This is a genomic window from Tardiphaga sp. 768_D3_N2_1, assembly GCF_052076105.1.
In the GTDB taxonomy this organism is placed as follows: Bacteria; Pseudomonadota; Alphaproteobacteria; order Rhizobiales; family Xanthobacteraceae; genus Tardiphaga.
Window position 1 is genome coordinate 3,224,383 of record NZ_CP197245.1, and the last position, 24,041, is coordinate 3,248,423.

A 24,041-nucleotide genomic window follows, 5' to 3' on the forward strand; every position below is an offset into this window, starting at 1 on the left:
CACGGCTCCTGCCATCGTGAACGGTGGCTTACCCGGCAATCCCTCGCTAACACCTTGAAAGCGCAGGCGTTCCCGGGGCGACCCCACCCCGCCCACAAACCGGGCGTGCATCAGAAGTGGGCGCTCGTGTGATCAAAACAAGATGCGCCCCTCGCCAATTGTCATCACGGGCGGCGGGACAGGAAATCCAGCACGCCTTCCTTGTAAACGCGATCGCCGACCGCCCGCATGTGATCGCGGTTCGGGATATCCAGCACTTCGGAGCCGGCGATGACCTTCTGCAACTCCTGCGCGGAGCCGCTGATCTCGTCCGTCGTTCCCACCGCGATCAGCAGCGGCACCTTGATGCCGGCGGCTTCCTCATTCGTCATCAGCCGGCGCGAGCCGCGCAGACAGGCTGCGAGCGCGCGGCGGTCCGAACGGGTCTGATCGGCGAAAGCGCGGAAGGTGCGGCCGACGGGATCGGTGACGTCGTCGAGCGAGTCCGCCTCGAGCGCAAGCGCAACGTTCTCGCCGGGACCACCGCCCTTGATGAGGCCGATACCGAGACCGCCGAAGATCGCGCTGCGGATCAATTCGGGATGGCTATAGGCGATATAGGCAGTGATGCGCGCGCCCATCGAATAGCCCATCATGTCAGTGCGGGCGATGCCGAGATGCGCGAGCAGCGCGCGCACATCGGCCGCCATCGCGCCGATGCTGTATTGTTCGGAATCGTAGAGCTTGCTGGAATCGCCATGGCCGCGATTGTCGAGCGCGATGACGCGGCGATTGTGCTTCTTCAACTCCGACACCCAGGTCGGATAGACCCAGTTGACGTTCTTGCTCGATGCAAAGCCGTGCACGAGAACGATCGGATCGCCCTCGCCTTCATCGAGATAAGCAATTTCGACAGCGCCGTTGTGAAAGCTCGGCATCCAGAATTCCGTTTTGACTGAGAGAATGAATGTGGTGGGAAGCGCGCAGTTTACCCGTGGACGAGTACCGGCGCCAGTGAGTGAGCCGGCGCCGGATGGCGGAGAGCCATGTCCCTGAGTAATGCGTCCTGTCGTACCGTCAGCTCGCGCTGCGCCCGCTTCGCCTTGGAACGCTGCAGCCACGACCAGGTGATGCGCTCGGTGGTGGCCTTGATCGACGCGACAAACCCGAGCAGCGCGAACAATGCCCAGAACACCCACATGGACAGATTGAACGCGCCCGCCGCCAGCAGCAGCGCGCCGCGACCGAACATCTTCATGATCGCGCGGGTCTGGCCGCCTTTGGCGGTGGCAAGGCGCGCGGCGCGCGTGACGTCCTTCGGGCTCTGGGCGATACGCAGCGTATCGAGCGCGCCGCGCGTGCCGGCCTTTTCGCCGACGCGGCCAACATCCCCTGCGAGACGGACGATGCCGCCGGCCTTCTCGGTGCGGAATGCGGCTTTCACCGCCGTGATCGTCTTGCCCGGCCGCAGCACGGAGGCATCGGCCACCGCCGCGCGCAGCATCGGTCCGTCCACCACGCCGCGTGCCGAGCGCGCCGCCCAGGTGGTGAGGCCCTCGCCGATCCGGCCGACCTTGCGCGCATCCTTCACCAGCGTGAGGCCTGCACGCACGGGCGCCACGCCGCCAACGCTGACATAGGTCGCGGCGGTCACGGCGAGGCCTGCGGCAGCAAGGCCGAGAATGAGGTGATCGGTATCCTCCCCCATCGCCATGTGCTTGCCTTCGCGCACCACGTCGCGGATATCGCCGAATACGAAGAGGTCGCCGGCCACGGTACCGGACAGGCTGCCGACATCATCGGCCGTACCGGTGACGAACCCGGTCGCAAAGCGGCTGGCGAAATGGGACGCGGAATTCTCGTCCGCAACCGCCTCGGTCACGCGCCGGGAGAGATCCTCCGGCAGTTGAATATTCCTGGCGGCGGCAACATCGGCAAAGCTTTTCGCCAGATCGGCGTCTTTCGCAGCAAGCGCATCTTCCACATTGCGCGCAAGTATCCCGGGATCATTCCGCAATGCAGAGCTGAGTTGCGCATCGGCCAGAGCGACGGGGTCATCCTGGGCGGCCAGCATGGCGCCGGCATCGCGGGCATGCGGCCACAGCAGCAGTCCAGCGGTCGCGCAGACCGCTACCCCTGTCAAAGCTGTATCGAGTCGGAACCACATCGTGGAAAAGCCCCACCTCATCCCTATTCCTGCACCTCTCAGACATGGTGCGTCATCTCGGGGACACAACCGCCCCGACGAAAGAAGGGCTATTCGGAGACACCCGAATTGTGTCGAATTTCCACGGCTGAATGACGCCTGCGCGGTCTAGGAATCATGGTTCCGGACCAGTATGGTGCGCCGCACTGAATGGCGCGCAGGCTCATAACGCCCGCGGCTGTTGCGAGCAAAGGTAGAGAAGATGTCCGACCACGTGGTTCCGCACTTTCACAATGACGCCGGCGTTCCGATCATCGAGATCGGCTCGCAGGAATTCATGTGCGTGGGTGCCAATCCGCCGTTCGACCATCCGCATGTCTTCCTCGATCTCGGCAACGACAACGAGATCATCTGCCCGTATTGCTCGACCCTGTACCGCTTTGCCGCCGATCTCGCTGCCGGCCAGTCGCGTCCGCCGGAATGCGTGGTGAAAGACAAGGTCGCCTGATTTCCGGCCGTGACGGCCCCGCGCACCATCGTGATCGCTGGTGCGGGCATCGGCGGATTGACGGCCGCGCTGGCGCTGGTCGCCAAAGGGTTTCGCGTCCTCATCTGTGAGAAGACCGGACGGCTCGAAGAGGTCGGCGCCGGACTGCAGCTCTCGCCCAATGCGACCCGCATACTGATCGGCCTCGGCCTGCAACCGCGCCTTGCGCCTTATGTCACGACGCCCGCCAGTGTGAGCATCATGACCGCGCGCAGCGGCGGCGAAGTGATCCGCCTGCCGCTCGGCAGCGCCCGCGATGACGCCCCCTACTGGCTGGTGCATCGCGCCGATCTGCAATCGGCATTGCTTGGCGCTGTCACGGCGCATCCCGACATCGAACTGCGCCTCGGTTGTCCCGTGGAAAGTTTCCGTGCAATGCCCGGCGGCATTGCCGTGAACGACGAGTCTGCGCTCGCATTGATCGGCGCCGACGGCGCATGGTCGACCGTCAGGCGACAGGTGTTTCCCGAGACGCGACCGCAATTCTCCGGCCTGATCGCCTGGCGCGGGACGCTGGAAACGAGCCGGCTGGACAGGCACCTGATCCCCGATGGCGTCCAGCTCTGGATGGGGCCGAAGGCCCATCTCGTCGTCTATCCGGTGTCATCGGGCGAGCGGATCAACATGGTCGCGATCATGCCCGGCGCCGTGATGCAGCCCGGCAGCAACGATGCCGGCGACGCCAGCGAGATCCGCCGACATTTTGCAGCATCGCGATGGCCCGCCAATGCACGCGCCATGATCGAGCGCATCGATAACTGGCGGCGCTGGCCGCTGTTCACGATGCAGGACGGCGGCATGTGGCACGAAGGCCCCGTGGCGCTGCTCGGCGATGCCGCCCATGCGATGCTGCCATTCGCCGCGCAGGGCGCCGGCATGGCCATCGAGGATGCGGCGGTGCTGGCGGAATGTCTCGCGACGGTCGGCGAAGATGCGGCAGCGGTTGCGCCCGCACTGGCACGCTACGCGATGCTGCGGCAGCCACGCGTGGCCCATGTCCAGCGCACCGCCCGGCAATCCGGCCAGATCTATCATCTGCGCGGGCCCATGGCGCTGGCGCGCGATCTGACGATGCGCGCGCTGGGTGCAGGCCGTCTGCAGGCGCGGCAGGACTGGATCTATAACTGGAAGCTTTGAGCCGGACGGCTCAGGAACGCGCGCCGGATCGCTGGCGCGGTGCAGCGGGAGGCGGCGCCACCGGCGCGCTCGCGACGCATTTGCTCTTCTGCCAGTTCTCTTCCGCCAGCTTGGCCTGCGCCCGCGTGGAGATGTAATCGTTGCGATAAGCGAGTTCGCTGACCACTGCCCCGCCCGCGCCGGTCTGGGCCTTGTCGATCAGCCCCTGCAATTCGGCCGTCCGCGTCGCCAGCGTTTTGCGCTCGGTCTCGAGCTGCTTGCAGTCGTAGAGGTCATATTTCGCGGGATCGACGAAGGCGCCCGACACCATGCCATCGCCCATGCTGGCGCAGCCGCCGAGATAGCTGGCCAGAACGAGCAACGACGCCAGCGCGGCAGCGTGCGTCGGCAGGCGGGAACGGGAGGGAGATGCGATCATCGGGACTTTCTAGCCGGGCAGGATTGAAGTTGCGTAAAGCAGCCGCCGGTGGCCGGATTGAGGCTGAAGCTGCCTGCTCCCGCCGACTATTTGCCTGATCTCATAAGCGATTTGGCGGCCGGCGATTTTAAAGGTAAGGAAGCGCAGCCTGCCCCCTTGATGGAATTGGTAGACATACAAGACTTAAAATCTTGAGTCCTCTGGGCGTGCCGGTTCGAGTCCGGCAGGGGGCACCAAAACCGCAAAGTTAGCTAGATACATGAGCGGCCTTAACCCGTTTGTGGGTCCGCGAAGCATTCAATCTGAAAATTCAGTCCCAGTTCAATCATCGTCGATAGCGTGTCGCGACGAATCTCATCACCAAAATAGCCGTCGCCAAGGAACTGAAAAACGAGATTTGTTCGCCCACCGCTGGCTCTCAGCTTAGCGAACGTCTCGCTATGAGGCTTCATGCTATTAACGAAATCGGCGATCTGCTGCGCGAACCGCTGATCTTGGACAGTGTGCCGTACCGTGTGCCGCCATCGCGTGTCACTGTAAGTGCCCGGCAAGGAATTTCCTTTTGGTGTGACCCGAGGCTCACCCACGCCATGAGAAAAATGCGCGTCTAGGCCGAGCGCCGCGGAAATATCATCTGGGCGAAGTGTGGGGTGTATAATAAAAAGCTCAACGTCGAAACGCCTCCCCCCTTCTTTCGAGCCATACGCTTCCGACATGAAGGCACCTCAGGTCCACAAACCTAGACGGTCGAGTCTTAGTCAACGCGTGCAACTCGACTTATCTTAAGTCCCTTGCGTCTACCAGTTCCGCCACGTCCGCCCTATTGATCTGCATAGCTTTTCCGCCCCGGCCAGCAAACGTTTTCCAACCGAAACCGTTGTGGTTCGCGAGATCCCGACAGTCGCGTCAGCGCGGCGTAGCGTTCGGTTCTGAACGTATCGGGAATAGCGGTTGTTCGGAGAATGGTACCCCCGGATTGCTGCAGTTTTATCGAAAGATGCGGGGTCTACCTTAGCGGGCTCTTAAGCGGGGGCACACTCTACTCACCTGACATGGAATCGCTTCGAAGGGACCGAATTGGTCCGCTCTCCGACAATTCGGGCTCGGCTGCCATGGATCGTGCGCAAAAGACTCAATTTTCCTCCGGCTTCGCCCCCTCATCCGTTGTCGAGGACGATGTCCAGTCCCTCGATCCCGGCGCCAGGGGTTTGCAGCGCGATCTGGAAGATCGACTGAAGCCGGATATCGACGAGCCGGCAAACCGCAGTTCGCCTGATCCGACAACGCCTCCGCACTCAAACAGCACCGTTCGGCGGGTGCTGAAGATCGCTGCCGGTCTCACCATTGTCGCCGTGTTCGGATGGCTGCCACTCAGAGCAGTCCTGCAAACCTCCAGCGTGGAGGCGGTGGTCAATGCCAGGCTCGTGACGCTGAGGTCGCCGATCGATGGCGAAGTCAGTTCGAAGTCCGGCCGTTCGACGTCGAGCGCAGTGAATGAAGGTGACCTCCTCCTGCGCGTCGTGAATGCGCGGGGCGATCGAAACCGGCTGGATGATCTCAGACGACAGATGTCGCGACTGGACAATGAGCGTCCGAGTCTGGCGACCAAATTCGCCTCGGCTCAAGCCGCGCAGCAAGATCTCGCGCGGCAGGCCTCCCAATTCAAGGAAGGCCGTAGCCTCCAACTGGAAGCACGCATCGCTGAAATACAGTCGGCGATCGAAGCCGCTGCGTCCCGGCGGGAAGAGGCGACCGCCGCCGTCGAGCGGGCATCGTCGCTGATCAAGTCGGGCAGCGTCTCCAGCGTGGAATTCGCCCGCTTGACCCGGGAGCAATCGGTCGCCCAGCAAACCGAGATCGGCGCGCGCCGAAGACTCGATGCCGCCAAGATCGAGCTCATTGCCGCGCAGAAGGGCACATATCTTGGCGATAGCTACAATGACCGCCCAAGTTCGGCCCAGCGCGAAGAAGAGATGCGGCAACGTGCGAATGATCTCAAAGCCGATCTGGCGCATGCGGATGCCCAGATCGCATGGCTCGCAAGCGAGATCGCGTCCGAGCAACTGCTCTATGTCAGTCGATCGGAAGCGGACATCAAAGCGCCCGTGACTGGCCGGATCTGGGAGATGATGACGTCGCCAGGCGAGGATGTCCGGGCCGGACAACCATTGCTGAAGCTACTTGATTGCAGCGGCGCTGTGGTAACGGCGAATGTCACCGAACGTGTTTACAACAGGCTCAGGCTGAGCGAGCAGGCGACTTTTGAGCCGAATGACGGCAGTCCGGCGATAGAGGGGTCGATCGTGAATCTCACTGGCGCATCTGGTGCGCCCGCGAACCTGGCCATCAATCCCGACACGCTGAACAAGGAACCCTATCGTGTGACGGTCTCGATGCCCAATCTCGATACCACGGGCAAAGACTGTGCAGTGGGGCGCACGGGACGGGTCGTGTTCGATCACGGCACGTCGAACCCATGATCTCAGCCTTCGCACCAGGCATCGCCACTCTCGGTGCTTGTCTCGCGATCGCGCCGATGCTGAAGCGCGACAGCACGTTCGCCCGATCATTGATGGCCGGGATATCCGTCATTCTGCTGATCCGATACTTCGTGTGGCGTGTCACGCAGACGCTTCCGCCGCCCGGCTTTACCGCCGACTTTCTCGTCGGCTACCCCTTCATGCTGGCTGAGGCTGCCTCGTTACTTGCTGTCTGCCTGTCGATGCTGTTTCTCAGCCGAACGATTGATCGCTCTGCCGACGTCGAGGCTGCAATAAAAAAAGCCGCGGCCGCCGCGCGGGTTCCGCTCGTCGATGTCTTCATCTGCACATACAACGAGGAGCAAGCGATCCTCGAACGCACGATCATCGGCGCCACGGGACTGGAATACGGCAACTATCGTGTCTGGGTCCTGGATGACGGGCGACGGTTATGGCTCAAACGCCTGACCGAAGTACTCGGCTGTCATTACCTGACCCGTCCGGACAATCAGCATGCAAAAGCGGGTAACATCAATCACGCTTTGCGCCACGTCGCTGGACTACAAGACAAACCGGATTTCGTAGCCATCCTGGATGCCGACTTCGTTCCCCTGCCGGAGTTTCTCACGCGCACGACCAGTTTGATGGAAGACAAGACCATTGGCGTTGTGCAGACGCCGCAGCACTTTATCAATCCGGATCCGATCCAGTCCAATCTGGCCGCCACCGAGGTGTGGCCCGACGAGCAACGTTTCTTTTTTGATATTCTGATGCCGGCCAAAGACGCCTGGGGGGTGGCTTTCTGCTGCGGCACCTCCTCGGTAATCCGCTTTTCAAGCCTCATGGAGATCGGTGGATTCCCGACGGACTCGGTCACCGAGGACTATCTCGTCACATTGCGTCTGAAGGAGCGTAACTATCACACGGTCTATCTGAACGAACGGCTTACGCTTGGATTGGCGCCCGAAGGCCTCAAGGAATACATCACCCAGCGCGGTCGATGGTGCCTCGGTTTCATGCAAATCGTAAGAGGCCGAAGCGGGCCCTTTTCATCGCAATCGAGACTCGCTTTCATCGACCGGCTTTCGCTCGTCGACGCTTTCATGAGCTGGGCCGGGGCTTATGGAACGAAGATGCTCGGCCTGATCGTGCCGTGGCTCTATCTCCTGTTCGGGATCAAGGCGATCTACGCCGATCTCTCCGAGCTGTTGTCATACTTCCTGCCCTTCTACGTCTGGCACGCATTTACGATGACCTGGATTTCCCGCGGCCGCTCACTGGCGATCATGACGGACGTCTCGCAATACATCGCGGCACCCGCAGTCCTGAAAGCAATCATCACGGGCCTGATCAAACCAAAGGGTCACAAGTTCAAGGTCACCGCCAAAGGCGGCGATCGCAATCAGAGGTTCATCGAGTGGCCGCTTCTGCGGCTTTATGGATCTGCGCTGCTGATCACCATGCTGGCGATCGCTTACGCCTTCATTATCAATCTGAAGGGAGAGAGTATTGCTTACGGCGGACTGGCGCTTGGCTGGAGTTTGTACAACTGCGTCGTCCTCGCGATCGTGTGCTTCATCTGTATCGAGCAGCCTCGCCGTCGGAAGGCCGAGCGATTTGAGCGCGATGAGCCCGTCCTCATTCACGAGGACAGCGCCCCGCGGCTGGTTCGCATGGCAGACATCTCGATCACCGGTGCTCGCTTCATCGATCCTGCGCCGCCGCAAGTGGGGACTGTTCTCAAGTGCAACGTATACGGTCAGAATGTGTCGGCAACGGTCATGCGACGCACGAGTGATGGTTTCGGTGTTCGCTTCGAAGAAGCCGCCGCAACGCGAATTCGCGTCGTCCGCGCCTTTTACGCAGGAGAGTATGTTCGCGCCTTTCACGGTGTCCGGGCAGTCCCGGTTGGCAAAGCCTTATTGATGCGACTGTTCAATTGAACCATAGCCGTATCGGCACGGCGCCGGAACGGCCTACAGCACACTTTCGCATTTCGGCGTTCCCTGGGTTGAACCGATATGGTTGCAGCAAGGAAACGGCGGCTGTTCGTTGATCTACGTCAAGCCTCATCACCAGGCTGCTGCGCAATAAGCTAAAGAGCGCTCGACTTGCACGTCCTGCTTCGCCCATCCGTTTGCATCAAGCTTGGTCATATCGTCGGAGCGTGTGTCTTGTGACACCGGGATTTTCGGGGAGAGCAATGGCAATGAAAATCAAACTGCCAGCAATTGCGCTGCTCGCGATGATCGCGCCAGGACGGGCAGATGCCGCAATACTCACCGACGCCGAGGCGACGTTCCTTGACCAACTTGTCACCGCAGCCGCGGTGCTCGAACAACGATGCAGCGGATACGAGGCCGACGGCGCCCACGGCGTTCAACTCGGCGCCAGACTTCTTGGAAGCCCTGCTGCCGCGATGGCAATGATCGACGCCTATGCCGCGGCCATAAAGGCTTACGACGGCGAAGACTACGATAGAAGTAAATTTCGTCCCGAAGTGTTTGAGGCGGCCAGCAGAACGTCCAAGCGGCTCCGGGCAGACCTCATCAAAAACCCGAAAGCGGCCTGTGCCGACTACGGTGATATCAGCGCGGCGCGCGGCCTGTTGAGACGGTACTAGGCCGTGTACCCATAAACACGGCGGCGTGATGCGACTAAAGCAATGTCTGCTTTGCCCCTATAGCGACCGAGTTTGGGCGGTAGCGCAATATGTCGCGCTGGGCCAATAGGAGACATACTCCTTGAAGTTTCCACCCATTTTGATCTCTACTTGCGGGAATCTTTGGGGGACGTCATGTCGGCGCCGCAATATTCCCGTCGCAAGGCTGTGTCATCGCTGGCTGCTACGGTCGCCTGTGCGTTTGCCGGTCCGATTCCCGCAACCGCGAAACCAGTTTCACCCGGCGAAACGCAAGACTGCGCCGGTCCGATTTTCTCCACAACAGGTCCAAACGCCGAGCTTTACGGCGCCAAAGATGGTTATCCTCTTCCCGACATTACGGAGGCGCGGAGGCAAGGCGACCCTTGGGAGCCAAAATACCGTGTCGGCGCATTCACCCATATCGATCACATCTATCAAACGCGGCTCATCAGGCGAGCTGCGACGCCTTGGAAGTTCAAGTGCTCGAGGGCAGACGTTCACTACCATTTTCAGGGGAGCAAGTTTTCGCCCCTCGACTACATGTCGCGCAATCCGGCCACTGGCCTGCTGATCGCCAAGGACGACCAGATTATCTTCGAGGGCTATCAGTACGCGCGAACTGATCAAGATCGGTTCGTATCCCAGTCGATGGTCAAGACGATAACCGGACTGTTGATCGGGATCGCCATCTCGGAGGGGGCGATTAAGTCGGTCGATGATACCCCCGAAAGTTATGTACCGGGTTTTATGGGTAGCGAGTACGGCAGGACGACAATTCGCGATCTTCTGCACATGTCCTCAGGCGTCGATTTCGGTGAAACAAGAGACGGAGGACGTGACCTCAATCGCCTATGGAACGGCATGGGGATCGCGTTCCCGGACTCAAAGTTGGGTACGGTTAAGAGCATTGTGCAGTTCAATCAGCGTGTCGCCCCAGCGGGAACGAGATTTTACTACGCGAGCATAGAAGCCGACGTGCTCGGCATGGTGCTTCACGGTGCTGTCAACAAGTCAGCATCTGACTATCTACGCGAGAAAGTATGGGAGCCGATCGGCGCGGAAGCGGATGCCAATTGGCTGGTAGACGCAGAAGGCTTCGAACTGGGGCACTTTGGCTTCAATGCCGTTCTGCGCGATTACGCCCGGCTAGGACGCTTGCTGGCGCATGATGGCGCATGGGATGGCAAGCAGATCGTTCCGACGCAATGGATGATCGATGCAACCACCGTTCGAGCTTCGGATGACTATCTGCGACCGGTCGCGGCGACGAAGAAATTGGGCTACGGTTATCTCTTGTGGTTGTTTCCCGGTGAGAGGCGGCAGTTCGCGTTGTTAGGATTCAAGGGCCAGTATATTTGCGTTGATCCGACCTCTAAGGTCGTCATGGTGCACACTGCAATTGAGGACCCGGTACATCGAGGCGAACAATGGGCTCTATGGTCGGCATTGGTCGATCAGCTAGGCTGATAACTATGGCTGCGGCTTAATGAGTCCGCGTCCTAGAACCTTATGCGTCTCAAGCCCGCCATCTCGCGCTTCAGTCGTAGAACGCAGCGGCCGCGCCTACCCGCCCGCCACCACGATACGCGCCCCTGCACTCTCCATCAGCCTGCGTTGCTCCGCAGAGGCACCTGCGCCCGTCACCAGCGTCCAGCGCGGCGGCAGCGGCGCCCAGGCGTCCTGTTCGGCGCGGCCGAGCTTGCCGGCGTCGGCGAGCACGATGACGTCCTTGGACTGCTGCATCATCAGCGACTTCAGCGCGACCTGATCGAGATCGGCCTCGCACAGGCCACGGGTGCTGACGACACCGTCGGCGCTCATGATGGCGCGGTCGGCCGTCATGCGGCGCAGCGCGTCGCTGGCCAGCGGCCCCATGGTGCTCATGCTGGTCGCGCGCAGCGCGCCGCCCAGCACCACGAGTTCGATGCTTGGCGCTTTGGCGAGAAACGGCAGCAGCGCGATATTGTTGGTGATGATGCGCAGGCGGCGCTGCAATAGCAGCTTGCCGAAAGCCGCAACGGTCGATCCGGCATCGAGGATCAGCGTGTCGCCGTCCTCGATGAGGTCGATCGCGGCGCGCGCGATGGCCTGCTTCTCCTTACCCTGCACGGCGAAGCGCTGATCGAGCGTGGTCTCGGCGACATGGCCGGTGAGAATCGCACCACCGTAAGTGCGGCGCACCGCGTTGTTCTTGGAGAGATGCTGCAGGTCGCGCCGCACGGTGGAGCCGGACACGCCGAAGCGCCGCGCGAGATCGTCGACATCGATCTCTCCTGCATTCAGGGCGTCCAACAGGCGGGCGTGCCGCTCCTTGCTGCGCATCGACATCGAATCCGGCCCCCTCAACCTGGTATTCACCGGCGTTTCGTCATGGCCGGGCAGCGCGAAGCGAGCTTCGCTTGACGTCCCGGCCATCCACGTCTTCGTGAAGTAACAAGACGTGGATGCCCGGCACAAGGCCGGGCATGACGGAGGAGCTTGTCAAGCCGCCTTGGCGCCCGGCGCGAGATCCACCGCCTGCCGCAAGGCCTCGAGAAGGCTGCGCTCGTCGGCGATGCCCTTGCCGGCGATGTCGAAGGCGGTGCCGTGATCGACCGAGGTGCGGATCACCGGAAGGCCGACCGTGATATTCACACCGGATTCCAGACCCAGCACCTTGATCGGGCCATGACCCTGATCGTGATACATCGCCACCACCATGTCGTAGTCACCGCGACCGGCGAGGAAGAACAGCGTGTCCGCCGGCAGCGGACCGCGCACGTCCCAGCCCTTCTTCTGGCAGGCTTCCACGGCCGGCGTGATCTTCTCGGCTTCCTCGCCATAGCCGAACAACCCGTTCTCGCCGGCATGCGGATTGATGGCACAGACGCCAATCTTTGGATTCTTGATGCCGGCCTTCACCAGCACGTCGTGACCGCGTGTGATGACGCGCTCGACCAGACCCGGCTCGATCTTCCTGATGGCATCGATCAGGCCGATATGCGTCGTGACGTGAATCACGCGCAGCTTCGGCGACACCAGCATCATCGACACTTCCGGCGTACCGGTGAGATGCGCGAGCAGTTCGGTATGGCCTGGATATTTGTGGCCAGCCGCATGCAGCGCTTCCTTGGACAGCGGCGCCGTGCAGATGCCCTGGGCGATGCCGGCCTGGACAATCTCGACGGCCTTCTCGATGAAGCGGTAAGCCGCCTCGCCCGCGATCGGGGAGTTCTGTCCGAACGGCAGGTCATCGGGCACGATCTTCAGATCCACGCACTGCACCGCCTTGGCGTCGAAATTCGCCGCCTTGGCGTCAGCGAGCGAGTCGACGCCGATTTTCGCGCCGACGATCTCGCCAGCCTTGCGCAAGCGATTGGCATCGCCGATCACCAGCGGATTGCACATCGCCAGCATTTCGGGATGGGCGAAGGCCTTCATGATCACTTCGGGCCCGATGCCTGCGGGATCGCCCATGGTGATCGCAATGGTCGGACGGGTCATGTGAAGCTTCCTTGAGTTCGGACGGTGTGAAGACGTTCGCGAATTTTGATCAGGCTGTTCTCGTCGCCGAAGGCGCCGGCCTTGGTGGCGATCGGAACTGACAGTGCGCCAAGCGTAAGACCCAGCGAAACGCCGGGCTCGATCTCGTCGGCAAGACGGATGCCGTTGACGCCGAAGCGCGACAGCAATGCTGCGGCGGTCTCGCCGCCGGTCGCCGCAAAGGCGCCGATGCTGGGCGCCACCGGCATCAGCGCATCGGCAAGATTCTGCGCGAGCCGCGGGCCGAGCGACATTTTCGGATTGTCATCCATCACGATCTCGACCAGCACATCGCCGCCTGCGGTCAGTCCCTCGGTCACGCGCGTGGCCAGCGCCGCCTGTCCTGCCTTGTCGCCGAGCAAGACTTCCGGCGTGACCGGCAGATGGATGATAGTGCCACTGGCGACCAGCTTGCGCGCGGCGGAGCGCGACGCGCCGGCGAGCGAGCCGACGACAATCAGGGTGCCATATGGGCTCGTCGGAATTTCGAGCTTCTCGGCGGCGCTGGCGTCATCGAGCTCAGCCAGCGCATGCGCGAGGCCGGCACTGCCGATGAACAGCGTCGCCGGTGAAATCTTCAGACTGGCTTCCGCGATCAGATGCAGGTCGTGCTCCGTCTCCGCATCGCAGATCGCAACGACACTATCGCCAGATGCGATACGCGCGAGCTGCGCCTTGAGATCGCTGCCGCGAATGGTCCCGAGCAGCACCTTCTCGCTGCGCACGCCGGCAGAGGCCAGTACATCGGCGATATCGGCATTGTCATAGGTGTGATCGCGCTTCCAGACCTCGGCCTCTTCAAGCGGACGGCCATTGACGACAACGCGGCCATTGATCGTGGTGCGGTTGGTCGCGGGAAAGGCCGGCGCGAAGATGCCGAAGGCCGAACCGGACTGCGCCTTGAGATGCGCCAGCGCAGCTGCTGTCTCGGAGGCCGGCTGTCCGCGCAGCGTGGAGTCGATCTTCTTGAACAGGAGCCGATCCGGCTCCATCAACTGTTGCAATATCTCGGCATGCCGATGCGCAGCGGCCTCGGCCGACAGGCCGCGGCTCGCTGCATCATAGGAGAGAACCGGATGCTGGCGATCCCCGGCACCTGCGATCTCGCCCCAGGTCACGGCAGCCGCAAGGCCCCGGCGACCGAAGGCGATGGCGCAGTCTGCTGCACCGGTGAGATCGTCAGCGAGGATCAGCCAGCGACCCGTCATCTTAGTGCCCAACCGCTGGTGCGGGCGCTGCGACAACCGGCGCAGCAGGCGTCATCGCCTCTGCTTCCGGCTCGACATCACGGCCGACGATGCCCGCAACCCACGAGGTGAGGATCGGCGTCAGGATCGCAGTCACGACCACGCAGGCCGCGATGAGAATGGTCGCCGGACCGGCAGCAGCCGCATAGGCCGGATTGGCCGCAGCAACGATCGCAGGCACAGCCGCCGCATTGCCAGCGGTGGATGCCGCAGCAACACCCGCGACGCCGTTGCCGCCGGTGAGACGATCAACGAGGAACAGCGGAATGCCGGTCACGATGACGACCGCAACGCCCATGCCGACGCCAAGCAGACCCGCCTGCCAGACCTGCGTCAGGTTCAAACCGGTGCCGAGCGCGAAGGCGAAGAACGGGATCATCACAGGCACGGCCTTGCTGAGGAAGTCACGCAGCTCGCGATCGAGATTACCAAGGATCATGCCGGCCACCAGCGGCAGGATCGCGCCGACGAGCGCGGGCCACTGGAACGATGACAGACCAGCGACGCCGAGCGTCACCATGGTGAGGAACGGACCGCTTTCCAGCGTCATGATGCTGTAGGCACCGACGTCACGCGGGCGACCATACTGGCCCATCAGCGCCATGTAGAGACCGCCATTGGTGTCGTTCATGGCGGCGACGATCGCCAGCGTCGAGACGCCTGCGAAGATGCCGGCGGTGACCGGAGCTTCGCCGAGGAAGCGACCGAAGATCAGGCCCAGGATAATTGCGGTACCGACCTTCACGATCATCAGGGCGCCGCCCTTCTTCACGATGTAAGGCGTCGCCTTGAAGTCGATGCTCGCGCCCATGCAGACATAGAACACGGCGAGAATGCTGAGAGCGCCGCCGGAGAACAGCGCGCCGGTGAAGGAGCCGAAGAATTTCGGGGTGTTGGGGGCAAAGGTCGCGAACAGCGCGCCGATCAGCAGCGGCACCGTCATCATGCCGCCGGGCACCTTCTCAATCGCCCGCTTAATTGGAATCTGCATGGTCTATTTCCTTCCCGCGTCCTGCGCGTCACTGATTATTCTGCGCAATTTCCCTCAGGAGCCCCTGCGCACATCGCCCGATATGCGCAAATTGCGCAGACATCAAACACTTTTTGCGCAAATTGCGCAATTTCTAAAAATTAGTTAAATGACCAAGGTATGTCCGTAAGCCATCCACAGCGCCCGTTCCGCCGACCGGAACGGCGGGCCCTGCCATGCACGGGATCGAACGCAAACAGGCGGCAACGGATCAACCGTCGCCGCCTGCTGCCTGCCCGATCGGTGAATTAGAGGTCGAGAACCAGACGGTCTTTTGCGGAACCCGCCACGCAGACCAGGAGGCTGCGTTCGCGCTCGGCCGGCGACAGCACACGGTCGCGATGCACCGGCTGTCCTTCGAGCCAGTCCACCTTGCAGGAACCGCAGATGCCGCCGCAGCACGACGCGGGGACATCGATGCCGATATCTGTCAGCGCCGACAGCATGGTCTGCCCTGCGGCCACGGTGATTTCCCGGTTCGATTTCGCCAGCGCGAGCACATAGGGCTTGGCGTCGGGATCGACTGGCAGCGGCGGCGGCACGAAGCGTTCGATATGAACGCGATCGGCGGGCCAGTCGCGTGACGCCTGTTCGAAATCATCGATCATGCCGTCAGGGCCGCAGCAGGCGAGCGCAACATCCGACAGTGGCCGGCCGACCAGCGCCGCGATATCCGGGCGCTGTCCGCTCGACGTGTCGTGGATCACCAGATGGCCGGACTTGCGCAGCGGCGCGAGCAGATCGGCCAGCGGCGGCTCGCCGCGCGCAATCATGTGCAGCGTAAACTTCGAACGGCCCATGCGCTTGAGCCAGGCCGCGGCAGAGAGGAAGGGCGTGACGCCGATGCCGCCACCGATGAAAGTGAAGCGCGTCACTTCAGTGGAGAGATCGAGCCCGCCGCGCGGCAACGTCACGCCGATGGTGTCGCCGAGTTTGACCGCATCATGCAGCACGATGGAGCCGCCCCGCCCTTCGGCCTCGCGCTTCACCGCAACGACATAGCGCTTGTCATCGACGGGATCGTTGCAGAGCGAATAGGTCCGCACCAGTCCGCCGGGCAGATGCAGATCGATATGCGCGCCGGGCCGGAACGGCGGCAGCTCCCAGCGATCGGGATCGACCAGCGAGAACAGTTTGATGCCCTGGCCGCCATCCTCGATCGTATCGACGATGGTCCTGACTTTGGTGTTTGGCAGCGCGCTCATTGCATGTTCCGCACGGCATCGCCGACGCGCACGGTGCCGCCTTGCAGGATCTTGCAGTTGAGGCCGGAGCGGTTGATCAGCGGATCGAAGATCGCCTTGCCGGTGATCTCCTCGATATGCCGGCACGGGATCGACAGCCGCGTCGACTCCAGCAGCGTCTCGCCGAGCCAGAACTGGCGGCCGACCAGATGCGTCAGCGGCACGCCGGATACGGTGACATTGCGGCGATGTTCCTCGGGACCGAGATCGATATTGTGATCGCGCTTCAGCGCCACCAGCGTCTCGTATTCGAACAGCGTCACCTGCCGCCCTTCTTCCGGCTTGTGCGAATAGAACCCCTCCTCGCGGCCGATCATGTAGCGATCGCCCTCGATGCCCTTGCCGGCGACCAGTGTGAGTTCGGGCATTTCGCGCATCGGCAGGAACGCGCGCGGCGTGATGTGGAGATAGCGCACAACGCCGGTCCATGACGGGACCACGGCGCCGGTTGCGGATTTTGGCGTCAACGTATCGAGCATCGCTCAATTCCTTCTGCAGATCAGATCATCGCAGCGATTGTTGGACGGGTCGGGGCGACAGACGCGCTGCCGCCCCGATGCGTCAGGCAAGGACCGTCAGGTCAGTTCCTTGTTCGCCATTTCCGGCGCGAAGGATGTCGCGATCGCGGTGATGCAGGCGCAGACGATGAGGAAGATCGACACCGGCCAGGTCGCGCCGGCCCATGTCATCAGCGAAGCCGCGATCAGCGGGCTGAGGCCGCCCGAGATGGCCGCGCCGACCTGGAAGCCGAGCGACGCGCCGCTATAGCGCAGCTTGGCGGTGAACAGTTCCGAATACCAGGGCGCGCCGATGCCGAACATCACCATCTGGCCGAAGGAGATCGCGACAACGATGGTGAGGATCACGATGGTCGGATCGCGGGTGTCGAGCAGCCAGAACATCGGGAATGCGAAGGCGGCGCAGAACGCGCAGCTCGCATAGAACATCGTCTTGCGCCCGACCTTGTCCGACAGCCAGCCGAAGAACGGGATCGAGAACAATGCGACAAAGGACGCGATGAAGGCACCGTTCAGCACGAGGCCGCGCGACAGGCCGAGCTTCGACGTCGCATAGGACATGATGAACACGCCGGCGATCGAGGCATAGGCGATTTCCGAGATCTTCAGACCGACTGCCGTGAAGAACGGACGGCGATGATACTTGAAGATGTCGACGATCGGCATCCTGGCGACTTCGTTCTTGGCCTTGATGGCGCGAAACGCGGGCGTCTCTTCCATGCTCATGCGGATCCACAGGCCGACGCCGACCAGCAGGATCGAGATCAGGAACGGAATGCGCCAGCCATAGCTCATGAAATCTTCTTCGGGCAGTTGCGAGACCAGCGCGAACATGCCGATGGCCGCGAGATTGCCGACGGGATTGCCGACCTGCACCATGCTGCCGAGGAAGCCGCGTTTATGCGTCGGACAATTCTCGACCACCATCAGCACGGCCCCGCCCCACTCGCCGCCAAGGCCGATGCCCTGCAGGAAGCGCAGTGCGATGAGCAGGATCGGCGCCGCGATGCCGATCTGTGCGTAGGTCGGCAGCAGGCCGATGGCGAAAGTGCCGAGGCCCATCACCATGATGGTAATCGCCAGCATCGCCTTGCGGCCGACGCGGTCGCCATAATGACCGAAGATCGCCGCGCCGAGCGGACGCGCGAGGAAGCCGACGGCATAGGTGCCGAAGGCCGCGATGGTCGCAAGCGCCGGATCGCCGGCAGCGAAGAACACCTTGTTGAACACCAGCGCGGTGGCCGCGCCGTAAATCAGGAAGTCGTACCATTCGACGGCGGTGCCGATCACGCTCGACCATACGATCTTGCGCATGGCCGCGTCGTCGGGATTCTCCGACACGGCAGTGACTGTATTGAATTCTTCTGCGACGGTCATGTTCACTCCTTCAAAAGACATGTTCAGTTTCAGGCGCGTGGGCTCGTTCCGTGCCGCGACATCTCGCGGCGCAGTCCGGGTCTTCTCGTGAACTTTCGCTGTTCTTTCAGTCGCCTCAGCGCAGGCGTCGGGGACGCTTAAGGAATGGCAGCGATTCCTAGGGAATCGCAGCGATGGCTGCGATCTCGACGCGGATCGACGGATTGGCGAGCCGCGCTTCCACACAGGCGCGTGCGGGCGATGCGCCTGCCGGCACCCACTCATCCCAGACCGTGTTGAAAGCCGCGAAATCGGCAATGTTCGGCAGCCACACCGTGGCGCTCAGGATCGATGACTTGTCGGTGCCGGCTTCGCTCAGCAGCGCGTCGATCTTGGCGAGCACTTCACTGGCCTGCGCCTCGACGCCGACAGACAGATCGTCCGGCACTTGTCCTGCGAGATAAACGAGACCACCATGAATAGTGGCCATGCTGAGCCGCTTACCGGGCTTCAAACGCTTGATCATATATCTGCCTTCGTGTCGTTTTCTGAGGACATATTCCCGTTATCAAAATCCAACAGGTTTACTGACAGAAATCAACGTCACGAAAATCGGCATCTGATGCCTAAACCGGCAGAATGCGACAGATGCACATAGGTCAGGCTATAAATCGCCGTTTTCGGGCAGGTTTGCCTAAATTATCCTTGCCCATGCTGGAAATTTCTGCAGCAATGTTTTCCAGCAGAAACACGCCGGCGCCGCCCTGGAACTCTTTCAAGGAGACCGGCGAGACGGCCCTTTCGCCATCGCCCGCCGCCATCTAAAAGAATGAGCACTTCATCAGGAGATCGACGTTGCTCGACGTCAGCAAGAATGCGGTTGGGTTCAACCTGCGCCAGTTACGCACCGCCAAGGGACTGACGCTGGATCAGCTCGCCACCCAGAGCGAGCTGACGCGCGGCTATATCTCGCTTGTCGAGCGCGGCTTGAAGACGCCGTCGGTGAACGCGCTGCTGCGCCTCGCCGCCGCGCTCGATGTCAACGTCACCTATCTGTTCGATCCCAACCCGACACCGGCCCCGCGCTACACGCTGTTCCGCCAGGACGAGCAGCAAACGCCGATGCAGGACGACGGCGTCGATCTGCTGGCGCTGGCTGCGGGACGCACACGCAAGATGATGGAGCCGTTCCTGATCCGGCCGCCGCTGAAATTCGCACCGCGTGCATCGCATGCGGGCGAGGAATTCCTGTTCGTCATATCGGGCAAGATGGCGATCAAGATCGAGGATGAAGAGATCATCCTGAAGAAAGGCGACTGCCTGTACTTTTCCGGCGAGACCCCGCACTGGGTGCGCAGCATCGGCAAGCCCAAGGCCGACGTGCTGCTGGTGGTGTCGGCGGCATCGCCCGAACGCTAATGCGCTATACACGCTGTGGTCATCCCCGCGCAGGCGGGGATCCATAACCACGGTCGTCGAAATAGAAACGGCAGAGTTAGATCCGACCGCGTTCACAACGAATCTCAAGCGTGTATGGGTCCCCGCCTACGCGGGGACGACGTACTGAGAAACTTGCGATCCACGTCTCCCAAAAACAAAAGCGCCGGCTTGATCACTCAGGCCGGCGCTCTCTTATCCAAACCTGCCCGCCGCAGCGGCGCCGGTTATTCCTTCTTGTCGATGTTCCAGAACACCGGAGTGGCCGCGCCCGGCAGCACGCCGGTCAGTGACTTCCGCCATATGCTGGGGATCCGGTATTCGCCGAGCGGCAGATACGCGACCTGCTCGAGCGCACGGGCCTGGACTTCCACAGCGGCAGCCTTCTGTTCCGCAGGCGTCGCTGCGCGCGCATACTTGTCGCGCAGTTCTTCGATCTTGGCGTCCTCGAACCAACCGAACCAGCCGCCATTCTTGCCGCGACCCGACGTCGAGACGTTGGAAACCGGGTTGAGAATGTCAGCAGCGACCCAATTGGTGAAGAACATGTTCCAGCCGCCCTCCTTGACGGGCTTCTGGCTGGCGCGGCGCGTCACCACGGTCTGCCAGTCGGTGGCTTGCACTTCGACCTTGAAGCCGGCATCGCGCAGAAGCTGCGCTGCAACGATGGGCTGCGCCTTCAGCGACGATACGTCGGTCGGCGCCATAATGACCACGGGCGTACCATCGTAACCGGAATCGGCCAGAGCTTTCTTGGCTTCCGCCATGCCACTGCCCTTGACCATGGTTTCCGAACCAACGTCGGTGCTATTCGGTGTGCCGCAGCCGAACATGGCACCGCAGACCTTCATGTAGTCGGCATTACCGACCAGCGCATCGAGCACCGGCTTCTGGTTCATCGCGAGGAACGCCGCGCGGCGGACCTTGACGTTGTCGAAGGGAGGCAACAGGAAGTTCATGCGGCCCAGGGTCTGGTAACCGAGCTCGTTCAGAACCTCGATCTTGAGATCCTTGTCCTTGGCGAGAATCGGCAGCAGGTCGTAGGGACCGTTCTCCATGAAATCGATGTCGCCGGACTGCAGCGCGTTCACCGCGGTCTGCGCATCGGGCATCGTGACCCATTCGACGCGGTCGACCTTGACGACCTTGCCACCGGCCGCCCAGCTCGCGGGCTCGGAACGCGGCACATAGTCCTTGTTCTTCTCATAGACCGCCTTCACGCCCGGCTGGAATTCAGCCTGCACGAACTTGAACGGACCCGAACCGATCTGCTCCGGGATAGCCTTGCCGGCGGGCGTCTCGGCGAGACGCTTCGGCATCATGAACGGCACCAGCGACGATGGCTTGGCGATCGAATCCAGCACCAGGCCGTAGGGCTCCTTGAGCGTCAGCACGATGGTCTTGGCATCGGGCGCCTCGATGCTCTTGGTGAAGTCCATGAGCTTCTGGCCCATGCCGTCATTGCGGCCCCAGCGCTGCAGCGAAGCGACGCAATCTTCCGCAGTCACCGGCTTGCCGTCATGCCACTTCAGGCCATCTCGCAGCGTGAAGGTGTAGACCAGCTTGTCATCGGAGACCTTGAACTCCGCCATCTGCGGCTGGACCTTGAAATTCGCATCCATCGCCAGCAGCGTGTCGTAGACCATGTAACCGTGATCGCGCACGATATAGGCCGTGGTGATACCGGGATCGAGCACGCGCAAATCGGAATGCATCACTGCGGTGATGGTCTTGCCGGCCGCATCAGCGGGCGACGACAGCATCGGCAGCGCGAGCGCAACGGCTACCGCCAGACCCGGTAGCGTCAATTTCGTGAAGGCCGCAGAACGCTGCCAACGTGACATGTAGGACATTCGATCTCTCCTGACTTGAAACTGACCATCGGTCGATGATTGCTTGTGCAACGCGATAGAAAATTAGGCGCTACCACGCATTGCCGTTATCTTTTAGACATCAAAGACTTGCATCAAGCATGATGCGCGTCAATCGCGTTTTCCACGCGCTACATCCACATGCAGTGGAATGCATCGCCATGCACATCGTCGATTTGCAAAGGCGATTGCCCTGCTGGGAAGTCACGTGCGCGGCCTTCGGCATGCTCGACCTCGCTACGCGCCATCGCATGGGTGCGACCATCGAGCGCATCGCTTCGCTCGGGCCGGCAAGCCGAAGGCCGAAGTATCGCTCGTGGCGTCGGCGGCATCGTCGGAGCGGTAATGCGCTGTACACGCTGTGGTCATCCCCGCGCAGGCGGGGATCCATAACCACGATCGTCGAAATAGAAACGGCAGAGTTAGATAGGACCGCGCTCATAATGAATCTCAAGCGTGTATGGGTCCCCGCCTGCGCGGGGACGACGTGCTGAGAAACTTGCGATCCACTTCTCCCAAAACAAAAACGCCGGCCTGATCACTCAGGCCGGCGTTCTGTTACTCAAACCTGGTCACCACAGCGGCGCCGGTCAGTCCTTCTTGTCGATGTTCCAGAACATCGGAATCGCAGCGCCCTGGGTGACGCCGGTCAGCGAGGTGCGCCAGATGCTCGGCACCTTGTATTCGCCGAGCGGGATGTAGATCACCTTGTCGTAGATTTCCTTCTGGATCTCGACGGCAAGCTTCTTCTGCTCTTCCGGCGTGGTCGCGCGTGCGTATTTGTCGCGCAGAACTTCCAGCTCGGCATCTTCGCTCCAGCCGAACCAGCCGCCATTGCCCTTGCCGCGGCCGGAGGTCGCGACATTGCTGATGGGATTGAGAATGTCCGCACCGACCCAGTTCGAGAAGAACATGTTCCAGCCGCCTTCCTTGACGGGCTTCTGGCTCGGACGACGGCTGAGCACCGTCTGCCAATCGGTGGCCTGCACCTCGACCTTGAAGCCGGCATTGCGAAGCAACTGCGCGGCAACGATCGGCTGAGCCTTGAGCGTGGTCACGTCGGTCGGCGCCATGATCACCACCGGGGTGCCGTCGTAGCCGGCCTCGGCAAGCAGCTTCTTGGCTTCCTCGACGCCATTGCCCTTCACCAGGCTTTCCGAACCGACATCCGTCGCATTCGGCGTGTCGCAACCGAACACCGCGCCGCAGACCTTGTAGTATTTGGCATCGCCGACCAGCGCATCCAGCACAGGCTTCTGGCTCATGGCCAGGAACGCGGCACGGCGAATCTTCGGATTGTCGAAAGGCGGGTTGAGAAAGTTCATGCGACCGAAGGTCTGGAAGCCCAGCGGGTTGAGCACTTCGATCTTGAGCTCCGGATCCTTCGCCAGGACCGGCAGCAGGTCGTAGGGACCATTCTCCATGAAGTCGATGTCACCCGACTGCAGCGCATTCACCGCGGTCTGTGCATCGGGCATGGTGATCCATTCGACGCGATCGACCTTCACCACCTTGCCGCCGGCCTGCCAGTCGGTCGGCTCGGAGCGCGGCTTGTACTCCTTGAACTTCTCGTAGACCGCCTTCACGCCGGGCTGGAATTCGGACTGCACGAATTTGAACGGACCCGAACCGACCTGCTCGGCAATCGCCTTGCCGGCTGGCGTCTCGGCCAGACGCTTCGGCATCATGAACGGCACCAGCGACGATGGCTTGGCGATCGAATCCAGAACGAGGCCGTAGGGCTCCTTGAGCGTCAGCACGATGGTCTTGGCGTCGGGGGCCTCGATGCTCTTGGTGAAGTCCATGAGCTTCTGGCCCATGCCGTCGTTGCGGCCCCAGCGCTGCAGCGAGGCGACGCAGTCTTCCGCGGTCACCGGCTTGCCGTCATGCCACAGCAGGCCATCGCGCAGCGTGAAGGTATAGACAAGCTTGTCGTCGGAGACCTTCCAGTCGGCCATCTGCGGCTTGATCTCGTATTTCGAGTTCATGCCGAGCAGCGTGTCATATACCATATAGCCGTGGTCGCGGACGATATAGCCGGTGGTGATGCCGGGATCGATCACGCGCAGATCGGAATGCATCACTGCAGTGATAGTCTTGCCGGCCGCATGCGCGGGCGACGACAGCACCGGCAGCGCGAGCGCAACGGCTACTGCCAGACCCGGCAGTGTCAATTTCGTGAAGGCCGCGGAATGCTGCCAACGTGACATATAGGACACTCAATCTCTCCTGGCTGGAATCCGATCATCGATCGATGATCGATTATGCAACGCGATAGAACTTTAGGCACCTTCGCGTATTGCCTTTATCATTTAGGCTTCAAAGACTTGGCATCAAGCGTGATGTGCGTCAATCGCGTTTTCCACGCGATACATCCACACGGTGTAGAATGCATTGCAATGCACATCGTCGATTTGCAAAGGCGATTGCGCTGCTGCTAAGTCACGCCCCAAGTCTCGCCAACG

At 61.7% G+C, this 24,041-nt stretch carries 22 protein-coding genes and 1 tRNA gene; 8 read left to right on the plus strand and 15 right to left on the minus strand.

Going from position 1 to position 24,041, the window contains the following annotated elements:
• Positions 1 to 164: 164 nt before the first annotated feature.
• On the minus strand, positions 165 to 917 hold the full coding sequence (locus AB8A27_RS15255; protein ID WP_092146937.1) for an alpha/beta fold hydrolase: 753 nt from the start codon (positions 915 to 917) through the stop codon (positions 165 to 167).
• Between the two features lie 50 nt (positions 918 to 967).
• Entirely contained in the window at positions 968 to 2,146 is a 1,179-nt protein-coding gene (locus AB8A27_RS15260) for a hypothetical protein (RefSeq protein WP_441244917.1), read from the minus strand.
• A gap of 241 nt (positions 2,147 to 2,387) precedes the next feature.
• Between AB8A27_RS15260 and AB8A27_RS15265 the strand changes: the two genes are divergently transcribed.
• Complete coding sequence (locus AB8A27_RS15265) at positions 2,388 to 2,633, plus strand: zinc-finger domain-containing protein (protein ID WP_092146933.1); 246 nt, start codon at positions 2,388 to 2,390, stop codon at positions 2,631 to 2,633.
• Positions 2,634 to 2,642: 9 nt separating this feature from the next.
• Complete coding sequence (locus AB8A27_RS15270) at positions 2,643 to 3,809, plus strand: FAD-dependent monooxygenase (protein WP_441242616.1); 1,167 nt, start codon at positions 2,643 to 2,645, stop codon at positions 3,807 to 3,809.
• A 10-nt stretch (positions 3,810 to 3,819) separates the two neighbouring features.
• On the opposite strand, the gene AB8A27_RS15275 is transcribed toward AB8A27_RS15270, so the two are convergent.
• Complete coding sequence (locus tag AB8A27_RS15275) at positions 3,820 to 4,227, minus strand: twin-arginine translocation pathway signal (RefSeq protein ID WP_441242617.1); 408 nt, start codon at positions 4,225 to 4,227, stop codon at positions 3,820 to 3,822.
• A 150-nt stretch (positions 4,228 to 4,377) separates the two neighbouring features.
• On the opposite strand from AB8A27_RS15275, the gene AB8A27_RS15280 reads away from it, so the two are divergent.
• Positions 4,378 to 4,463 (plus strand) — tRNA-Leu (locus tag AB8A27_RS15280).
• A 33-nt stretch (positions 4,464 to 4,496) separates the two neighbouring features.
• Here AB8A27_RS15280 and AB8A27_RS15285 read toward each other — a convergent pair.
• The gene (locus tag AB8A27_RS15285; RefSeq protein WP_441242618.1) at positions 4,497 to 4,943 is read right to left on the minus strand and encodes a DUF4279 domain-containing protein; all 447 of its coding nucleotides are present in this window, start codon (positions 4,941 to 4,943) and stop codon (positions 4,497 to 4,499) included.
• Positions 4,944 to 5,339: 396 nt separating this feature from the next.
• Here AB8A27_RS15285 and AB8A27_RS15290 point away from each other — a divergent pair, with 396 nt between their 5' ends.
• From AB8A27_RS15290 to AB8A27_RS15305, 4 genes are all read left to right on the plus strand, one after another.
• Positions 5,340 to 6,707 (plus strand): HlyD family secretion protein, encoded by a 1,368-nt coding sequence (locus AB8A27_RS15290; protein ID WP_441242619.1) that lies wholly within the window; start codon positions 5,340 to 5,342, stop codon positions 6,705 to 6,707.
• Positions 6,704 to 8,650 (plus strand): glycosyltransferase, encoded by a 1,947-nt coding sequence (locus tag AB8A27_RS15295; RefSeq protein ID WP_441242620.1) that lies wholly within the window; start codon positions 6,704 to 6,706, stop codon positions 8,648 to 8,650. Before AB8A27_RS15290 ends, AB8A27_RS15295 begins: the two co-directional genes overlap by 4 nt.
• A 266-nt stretch (positions 8,651 to 8,916) precedes the next feature.
• Entirely contained in the window at positions 8,917 to 9,330 is a 414-nt protein-coding gene (locus AB8A27_RS15300; RefSeq protein ID WP_441242621.1) for a hypothetical protein, read from the plus strand.
• A gap of 174 nt (positions 9,331 to 9,504) precedes the next feature.
• Positions 9,505 to 10,818 (plus strand): serine hydrolase domain-containing protein, encoded by a 1,314-nt coding sequence (locus AB8A27_RS15305; RefSeq protein ID WP_441242622.1) that lies wholly within the window; start codon positions 9,505 to 9,507, stop codon positions 10,816 to 10,818.
• A gap of 96 nt (positions 10,819 to 10,914) precedes the next feature.
• On the opposite strand, the gene AB8A27_RS15310 is transcribed toward AB8A27_RS15305, so the two are convergent.
• The 9 genes from AB8A27_RS15310 to AB8A27_RS15350 form a co-directional block, all read right to left on the minus strand.
• On the minus strand, positions 10,915 to 11,766 hold the full coding sequence (locus AB8A27_RS15310) for a DeoR/GlpR family DNA-binding transcription regulator (protein ID WP_441242623.1): 852 nt from the start codon (positions 11,764 to 11,766) through the stop codon (positions 10,915 to 10,917).
• Positions 11,767 to 11,832: 66 nt separating this feature from the next.
• Complete coding sequence (pdxA, locus tag AB8A27_RS15315) at positions 11,833 to 12,834, minus strand: 4-hydroxythreonine-4-phosphate dehydrogenase PdxA (RefSeq protein WP_441242624.1); 1,002 nt, start codon at positions 12,832 to 12,834, stop codon at positions 11,833 to 11,835.
• Entirely contained in the window at positions 12,831 to 14,081 is a 1,251-nt protein-coding gene (locus AB8A27_RS15320; protein WP_441242625.1) for a four-carbon acid sugar kinase family protein, read from the minus strand. The genes pdxA and AB8A27_RS15320 overlap by 4 nt, the downstream gene beginning before the upstream one ends.
• A 1-nt stretch (position 14,082) precedes the next feature.
• Complete coding sequence (locus AB8A27_RS15325; RefSeq protein WP_441242626.1) at positions 14,083 to 15,111, minus strand: 2-keto-3-deoxygluconate permease; 1,029 nt, start codon at positions 15,109 to 15,111, stop codon at positions 14,083 to 14,085.
• 287 nt (positions 15,112 to 15,398) lie between these two features.
• Positions 15,399 to 16,355, minus strand: coding sequence for a PDR/VanB family oxidoreductase (locus tag AB8A27_RS15330; RefSeq protein ID WP_441242627.1), 957 nt, complete (start codon positions 16,353 to 16,355; stop codon positions 15,399 to 15,401).
• On the minus strand, positions 16,352 to 16,873 hold the full coding sequence (locus AB8A27_RS15335) for an MOSC domain-containing protein (protein WP_441242628.1): 522 nt from the start codon (positions 16,871 to 16,873) through the stop codon (positions 16,352 to 16,354). The genes AB8A27_RS15330 and AB8A27_RS15335 overlap by 4 nt, the downstream gene beginning before the upstream one ends.
• A gap of 96 nt (positions 16,874 to 16,969) precedes the next feature.
• On the minus strand, positions 16,970 to 18,289 hold the full coding sequence (locus tag AB8A27_RS15340; protein WP_092146913.1) for an MFS transporter: 1,320 nt from the start codon (positions 18,287 to 18,289) through the stop codon (positions 16,970 to 16,972).
• A 157-nt stretch (positions 18,290 to 18,446) separates the two neighbouring features.
• Positions 18,447 to 18,794, minus strand: coding sequence for a RidA family protein (locus tag AB8A27_RS15345; RefSeq protein ID WP_441242629.1), 348 nt, complete (start codon positions 18,792 to 18,794; stop codon positions 18,447 to 18,449).
• Between the two features lie 133 nt (positions 18,795 to 18,927).
• On the minus strand, positions 18,928 to 19,089 hold the full coding sequence (locus tag AB8A27_RS15350; RefSeq protein WP_441242630.1) for a hypothetical protein: 162 nt from the start codon (positions 19,087 to 19,089) through the stop codon (positions 18,928 to 18,930).
• A gap of 34 nt (positions 19,090 to 19,123) precedes the next feature.
• On the opposite strand from AB8A27_RS15350, the gene AB8A27_RS15355 reads away from it, so the two are divergent.
• A complete protein-coding gene (locus AB8A27_RS15355) occupies positions 19,124 to 19,687 on the plus strand; it encodes a helix-turn-helix domain-containing protein (RefSeq protein ID WP_441242631.1) in 564 nt (187 codons plus the stop codon).
• A 245-nt stretch (positions 19,688 to 19,932) separates the two neighbouring features.
• Here the strand turns inward: AB8A27_RS15355 and AB8A27_RS15360 are convergent, their stop codons facing one another.
• Together AB8A27_RS15360 and AB8A27_RS15365 are read right to left on the minus strand one after the other, a co-directional pair.
• Positions 19,933 to 21,558: an ABC transporter substrate-binding protein gene (locus AB8A27_RS15360; protein ID WP_441242632.1), complete on the minus strand. Its 1,626-nt coding sequence runs from the start codon at positions 21,556 to 21,558 to the stop codon at positions 19,933 to 19,935.
• Between the two features lie 608 nt (positions 21,559 to 22,166).
• Positions 22,167 to 23,786 carry an ABC transporter substrate-binding protein gene (locus AB8A27_RS15365; RefSeq protein WP_441244918.1) on the minus strand — a complete coding sequence of 540 codons (1,620 nt, stop codon included), beginning with the start codon at positions 23,784 to 23,786 and terminating at the stop codon, positions 22,167 to 22,169.
• Positions 23,787 to 24,041 lie beyond the last annotated feature (255 nt).

What these genes read in the sequence shown, in the direction of transcription:
- AB8A27_RS15305 (WP_441242622.1), top strand. Translation starts at nt 9,505, where the DNA reads ATGTCGGCGCCGCAATATTCCCGTCGCAAGGCTGTGTCATCGCTGGCT.
- AB8A27_RS15300 (WP_441242621.1), top strand. Translation starts at nt 8,917, where the DNA reads ATGAAAATCAAACTGCCAGCAATTGCGCTGCTCGCGATGATCGCGCCA.
- AB8A27_RS15310 (WP_441242623.1), bottom strand. Translation starts at nt 11,766, where the DNA reads ATGGCCGGGACGTCAAGCGAAGCTCGCTTCGCGCTGCCCGGCCATGAC.
- AB8A27_RS15295 (WP_441242620.1), top strand. Translation starts at nt 6,704, where the DNA reads ATGATCTCAGCCTTCGCACCAGGCATCGCCACTCTCGGTGCTTGTCTC.
- AB8A27_RS15275 (WP_441242617.1), bottom strand. Translation starts at nt 4,227, where the DNA reads ATGATCGCATCTCCCTCCCGTTCCCGCCTGCCGACGCACGCTGCCGCG.
- AB8A27_RS15340 (WP_092146913.1), bottom strand. Translation starts at nt 18,289, where the DNA reads ATGACCGTCGCAGAAGAATTCAATACAGTCACTGCCGTGTCGGAGAAT.
- AB8A27_RS15320 (WP_441242625.1), bottom strand. Translation starts at nt 14,081, where the DNA reads ATGACGGGTCGCTGGCTGATCCTCGCTGACGATCTCACCGGTGCAGCA.
- AB8A27_RS15265 (WP_092146933.1), top strand. Translation starts at nt 2,388, where the DNA reads ATGTCCGACCACGTGGTTCCGCACTTTCACAATGACGCCGGCGTTCCG.
- AB8A27_RS15330 (WP_441242627.1), bottom strand. Translation starts at nt 16,355, where the DNA reads ATGAGCGCGCTGCCAAACACCAAAGTCAGGACCATCGTCGATACGATC.
- pdxA (WP_441242624.1), bottom strand. Translation starts at nt 12,834, where the DNA reads ATGACCCGTCCGACCATTGCGATCACCATGGGCGATCCCGCAGGCATC.
- AB8A27_RS15260 (WP_441244917.1), bottom strand. Translation starts at nt 2,146, where the DNA reads ATGTGGTTCCGACTCGATACAGCTTTGACAGGGGTAGCGGTCTGCGCG.
- AB8A27_RS15325 (WP_441242626.1), bottom strand. Translation starts at nt 15,111, where the DNA reads ATGCAGATTCCAATTAAGCGGGCGATTGAGAAGGTGCCCGGCGGCATG.
- AB8A27_RS15365 (WP_441244918.1), bottom strand. Translation starts at nt 23,786, where the DNA reads ATGTCACGTTGGCAGCATTCCGCGGCCTTCACGAAATTGACACTGCCG.
- AB8A27_RS15290 (WP_441242619.1), top strand. Translation starts at nt 5,340, where the DNA reads ATGGATCGTGCGCAAAAGACTCAATTTTCCTCCGGCTTCGCCCCCTCA.
- AB8A27_RS15360 (WP_441242632.1), bottom strand. Translation starts at nt 21,558, where the DNA reads ATGTCCTACATGTCACGTTGGCAGCGTTCTGCGGCCTTCACGAAATTG.
- AB8A27_RS15255 (WP_092146937.1), bottom strand. Translation starts at nt 917, where the DNA reads ATGCCGAGCTTTCACAACGGCGCTGTCGAAATTGCTTATCTCGATGAA.
- AB8A27_RS15350 (WP_441242630.1), bottom strand. Translation starts at nt 19,089, where the DNA reads ATGGCGGCGGGCGATGGCGAAAGGGCCGTCTCGCCGGTCTCCTTGAAA.
- AB8A27_RS15285 (WP_441242618.1), bottom strand. Translation starts at nt 4,943, where the DNA reads ATGTCGGAAGCGTATGGCTCGAAAGAAGGGGGGAGGCGTTTCGACGTT.
- AB8A27_RS15335 (WP_441242628.1), bottom strand. Translation starts at nt 16,873, where the DNA reads ATGCTCGATACGTTGACGCCAAAATCCGCAACCGGCGCCGTGGTCCCG.
- AB8A27_RS15345 (WP_441242629.1), bottom strand. Translation starts at nt 18,794, where the DNA reads ATGATCAAGCGTTTGAAGCCCGGTAAGCGGCTCAGCATGGCCACTATT.